This is a genomic window from Desulfobacter sp. (genome assembly GCF_050177295.1).
Genome location: NZ_JBFXHE010000451.1, coordinates 1 through 3449 on the forward strand (window position 1 = coordinate 1; position 3449 = coordinate 3449).

The 3449-nt window shown below is 44.8% G+C and carries 6 protein-coding genes; 3 read left to right on the plus strand and 3 right to left on the minus strand.

The window, feature by feature from the left end:
* The coding region (locus AB7U36_RS20855; protein WP_428161548.1) for an ABC transporter substrate-binding protein at positions 1–292 on the minus strand (292 nt) is incomplete at its 3' end.
* Positions 293–391: 99 nt separating this feature from the next.
* Entirely contained in the window at positions 392–1144 is a 753-nt protein-coding gene (locus AB7U36_RS20860) for a hypothetical protein (protein WP_428161549.1), read from the minus strand.
* Between the two features lie 35 nt (positions 1145–1179).
* Here AB7U36_RS20860 and AB7U36_RS20865 point away from each other — a divergent pair, with 35 nt between their 5' ends.
* A complete protein-coding gene (locus AB7U36_RS20865) occupies positions 1180–1326 on the plus strand; it encodes a hypothetical protein (RefSeq protein ID WP_428161550.1) in 147 nt (48 codons plus the stop codon).
* A gap of 308 nt (positions 1327–1634) precedes the next feature.
* The gene (locus AB7U36_RS20870; protein ID WP_428161551.1) at positions 1635–2069 is read left to right on the plus strand and encodes an arsenate reductase ArsC; all 435 of its coding nucleotides are present in this window, start codon (positions 1635–1637) and stop codon (positions 2067–2069) included.
* Positions 2070–2287: 218 nt separating this feature from the next.
* Here the strand turns inward: AB7U36_RS20870 and AB7U36_RS20875 are convergent, their stop codons facing one another.
* Positions 2288–2689 (minus strand): DUF4405 domain-containing protein, encoded by a 402-nt coding sequence (locus tag AB7U36_RS20875; RefSeq protein WP_428161552.1) that lies wholly within the window; start codon positions 2687–2689, stop codon positions 2288–2290.
* Positions 2690–2969: 280 nt separating this feature from the next.
* Between AB7U36_RS20875 and AB7U36_RS20880 the strand changes: the two genes are divergently transcribed.
* The coding region (locus tag AB7U36_RS20880) for an asparaginase domain-containing protein (protein ID WP_428161553.1) at positions 2970–3449 on the plus strand (480 nt) is incomplete at its 3' end.

A 3449-nucleotide genomic window follows, 5' to 3' on the forward strand; every position in this document is an offset into this window, starting at 1 on the left:
CCTGCAGGGCTTTTTCACCATTGCTTTGGGTGTCGCGTATATCTAGTTCAAATTTCTGTTCCGATGGTTCCAGAAAATAATTTACCATGGAAAGGGTTACATCAAGGGCCTTTTTTGCACCCTGGCCAGGCTCGCTCCAGGTTCCTGTCAAAGGAAGAAGTGCGCCGATGGTTATGGTTTTCATGTTGTCGGTTTCAGATTGCGGATCGTCTGAATCAAAATCAACGCGGCAGCCGCTCAGGGTTAATATCAACGCAATAATCAACGATAATAGTATGGTGTTCTTTTTCATTCCCGCTCCCGGTATTGATACGTTTAAATTCGATACAACTCACATGGGCCCCAAGCCCACAACAAATTATGATATCCCCAATTAGAGCCTGTTTGGTAATTAGGATTTGCCTAAGCTGTCCAGGTAATCGAGAACACGGGTCAACTGGCAGCTTAAATTTTTCGCGGCTTGGACCAGATTCCTGGAAAACTGCTTTTCCGACTTTTCGGGAGAATCCAGAAAATCAGAAATGGTTTTAAGTGCCATAAACGGTTTTTCCATGGTCCAGGCCACCCAGGCCACGGCAGCCGCTTCCATCTCCTTGATGGCTGCATGGTTTTTTTCAATCATTTCCAAATCCGTGGGGGTCATATCCAGGGAATTACCCGTTGATATCCCTTTTGTTTTCAACCCGAGCGCCTCTGCCATCTGTACCATGTCCGCACAGGGGTAACTGCCGATGCCGTATGCGTCAAATCCGGCCAATGGGATACGCCGGTCATGAAATTTGAGGCTGTCCCGGGAGATCACAGTCTCCCCGATTTCAAGTCCGGCCCGTTTGAATCCGCCGGCTGTGCCCGCGTTGATCACCATATCCGGGTCAAACCGCTGAATGGCGGCATAGGCAGACACGGCAGCCGGCTGGGTTGCGACCTGGTCCACGCCGAACCGGGGATCAATACCGTTGGTGGCCAGCATCAGCCGGATTCCGCCCCGATGGCCGCAATAGGCCTTCATGGGCAGGCGCCGGTCAAACACATCTTCCTCGGGTTTCAGACCCAGGGCTTCAATACATGGTGCAGCCTCGGCTGCCATGGCAATGATCACCAAAACGGTGTTTGGTTTATTTTTCTGCGTCATTATTTTGGGCATTAAACACCACCCCTTCGCCGGAATGGATGACATAATTGACCTGGGAAATGGCCTGGGATACCTTTATCATGGATCGCAGGGCCAGTGCCCCGGAAAAAGATCCCGTGTACACGGGGGTGGAAATACTGGACAGGGTGGTCAGTGGATACGCTTTAATTTCGAATATCCCTCAAGTTGCATAGCATTTCTTCTCCCCTGGAAAGGGCTCAATAACAAGGAGCTCAATCTGTTAAATTGCGAATCGGGTAAATCTATTCGCCATCCGGGGAAAAGTCAAGAATTGAAAGAGCAGCACAGCAATTATAAATATGACCCGTACACAATTATGTACGTGTCCACTAAAGACTTGTTTGCCAGGGACGGTAGAATGCGGATAACGTAGAATTAATCTCCAGTTAAGTTAATTCTCTCATACTCGCCTAACAATTATTTGCTATGTATATTTTAAATTTCTCTGGTTAAAGACCTTTTAAGAGCGGAGTAGGTAACGATGTCAAAAAAAAATGTACTTTTTGTTTGTGAAATGAATACTTGTCGCAGTCAAATGGCTGAAGGTTGGGCACGTTACCTTTATCCGGATAAAATTAACGCTTTTTCAGCAGGAATCAGCACCGGCCCCCTTGACCCGCTTGCCGTTAAGGTAATGAAAGAGGCAGGCGTTGACATATCTGGCCATGAAACCCATGCAGTTAAGGATTTTCTGCAAAAAGATATTGATTGTGTCATCACGGTATGTGATACAGCAGCGCAGAAATGCCCCAGCTTTTCAGCTGAGGTAAATGTTATTTGCCAAACTTTTGACAACCCACCGGAATTAATTAAAAATCTAACTACAGAAGATGAAAAGCTGGCTGTTTACAAACGTGTCCGGGATGAAATCAGACTTTTTGTTGAAGGGTTGCCGGAAAAATTATCAGAGAAATAAAATATGGAGACTATTTTTATGACTAAACAAAAGCAACTCACGATAGTTAACCCATTGCTATTCATTTTTCTGTTAATGCAAGCCATATCCGGAGCGCTTCATGATCTCCTGCCGCGTTTGATATTTGAATTGCTTCACAAATGCGGATGGGTCGTTGTTATTCTTGCAATCTACCATATATATCTTAACTGGAATTGGGTTAAAAAGAATCTTTTGCACTATCTGAATAAATGATCGGCCTGCTGTCCGCGGTGATAATTTCTATTATCCCCATATCCGTTTTGTCCCTGGAATACAGGAAACATAAGAAAAAACAGCACAATCAGAATTCCAATGCCGAACAGGATTGCGGCCTTCCGGCTTGACTTGCCTGCAATGATCATCTTGATGGTACTCAAATTCAGATAAAGATGAAAACTTAACGCTGCAGTGAAAAGGCAGGCAGCCCAGAAATGAATATTTCCCCATCCATGACGGGATATCCAAAAAAAATTAGCGCCGGAACCGCCCTGAAAGCCCGGCACAAGCCTGTAATGAATCATCAGCCCGGTGCCCAGAATAAAACAGAATAAAAACCATAATGCTAAATCAACAATTCTTTTCAACTCTATTTTCTTCATTAAGTTTTCCAATATTTTTGTCATTAACAGTTAATGGATCCTAAAATCAACTTTTGCTTTTCTGGCGGTATTAATGGCTGGTGTCATTGATCTGTTTTCCCTGATCTGCTGTTTATCATGTTTATTTACCTTTTTTAAGGGATTTGAAGAAAATAAATGGCACATTTTACGAACGGTTAACATGCCGATTATTGATTTTATATCGAAATATTCATACAAAACAGATAAACTTTCAAATTTTTCTCCAAAAAAAATAATGGGCTTTACGAGGGACACACACATGGACACAATTTCAATTATTGCTACCGGCGGAACCATTGATAAAATTTATTTTGATGCAAAAAGTGAATATGAAGTAGGGCCTCCCAACGCCATTGAGGTGTTGCGCCAGTTCAACCTGCAACTCCCTTACACCATTACATCACTCATGCGTAAAGACAGCCTTGATTTAACAGATGAGGACAGGGAACGTATCGCCCAAACCGTTGCGGCAGACCCCTGCAGGATGATTATTATCACCCACGGAACAGATACCATGCCCGAAACAGCCAGGCATATCATCGCCCATGGCGGCGCAAAGGGTAAAACCGTTGTGCTCACGGGCGCTCTTCTTCCTGCCGTGTTCAGTGCCACGGACGCGGTTTTTAATATCGGCTGTGCCCTGGGCGCGGTTCAAAAGGCTTGCCCCGGTGTTTATATTGCCATGAACGGAAAAATATTCATGGGGGGAACGGTTCGGAAAAACAGAGCATTAGGCAGG

What these genes read in the sequence shown, in the direction of transcription:
- AB7U36_RS20875 (WP_428161552.1), bottom strand. Translation starts at nt 2,689, where the DNA reads ATGAAGAAAATAGAGTTGAAAAGAATTGTTGATTTAGCATTATGGTTT.
- AB7U36_RS20870 (WP_428161551.1), top strand. Translation starts at nt 1,635, where the DNA reads ATGTCAAAAAAAAATGTACTTTTTGTTTGTGAAATGAATACTTGTCGC.
- AB7U36_RS20860 (WP_428161549.1), bottom strand. Translation starts at nt 1,144, where the DNA reads ATGCCCAAAATAATGACGCAGAAAAATAAACCAAACACCGTTTTGGTG.